The sequence below is a fragment of the Streptomyces barringtoniae genome (assembly GCF_020819595.1).
Classification (GTDB): Bacteria; Actinomycetota; Actinomycetes; order Streptomycetales; family Streptomycetaceae; genus Streptomyces; species Streptomyces barringtoniae.
The window spans coordinates 1-810 of sequence record NZ_JAJHNP010000087.1 but is presented as its reverse complement, the minus strand read 5'-3'; the positions used below and the strand labels follow the sequence as shown (position 1 = coordinate 810).

General features: G+C 72.1%; 1 protein-coding gene. It reads left to right on the top strand.

Annotated features, from left to right (window positions below):
• Window positions 1–810 (top strand): polyketide synthase dehydratase domain-containing protein (locus LMU33_RS40825; RefSeq protein ID WP_228627170.1); only part of this gene is annotated, 810 nt, incomplete at both ends.

Here is an 810-nt window from a genome sequence, read left to right as displayed (position 1 = left end):
CCGACTTCCGGAAGGTCGCCGAGGGACTGTCCTACGCCCCTGCGCGCATCGCGGTCGTGTCGAACCTGACCGGCGCCGTGGTGACCGCCGAGGACATCACCGAGCCGGAGTTCTGGGTGCGGCACGTGCGGGAGGCGGTCCGCTTCCACGACGGCGTACGGGCCTTGGAGGCCGAGGGCGTCACCACGTTCCTCGAACTCGGCCCCGACGGGGTGCTGTCGGCCATGGGCCAGGAGTGCGTCACGGGCGAGGACCGCGCGTTCGCACCCGTGCTGCGCAAGGGACGTCCCGAGACGGAGACGTCGGTGTCCGCGCTGGCCATGGCGTTCGTCCGCGGTGTGCCACTGGACTGGCGGGCCTTCTTCGCCGCCACCGACGCCAGCCGTGTGGAACTGCCCACCTACCCGTTCCAGCGGCAGTGGTACTGGCTGGACTCGGCCGCCCCGGCGGGCGGTCCCGCCGACGCGGCCGGGCTGGGCCTCGAGACCGCCGATCACCCGCTGCTGGGTGCCGCCGTGGAACTGCCCGACACCGAAGGCTTCCTGTTCACCGGCCGGTTGTCGGTGGAGACGCAGCCTTGGCTGGCCGATCACGCGGTCATGGGTGCGGTGCTGCTGCCCGGCACGGCGTTCGTCGAAATGGCACTGCACGCCGGCGAACAGGTCGGCTGCGGGCACGTCGAGGAGCTGACTCTGCAGGCGCCGCTCGTCCTGCCCGAACAGGGCGGAGTGCAGCTGCGTCTCTCCGTCGGTGCCGACGACGGCGACGGCCGCCGCCCGCTGACGCTCCATTCACGAGCGGAAGGCACCG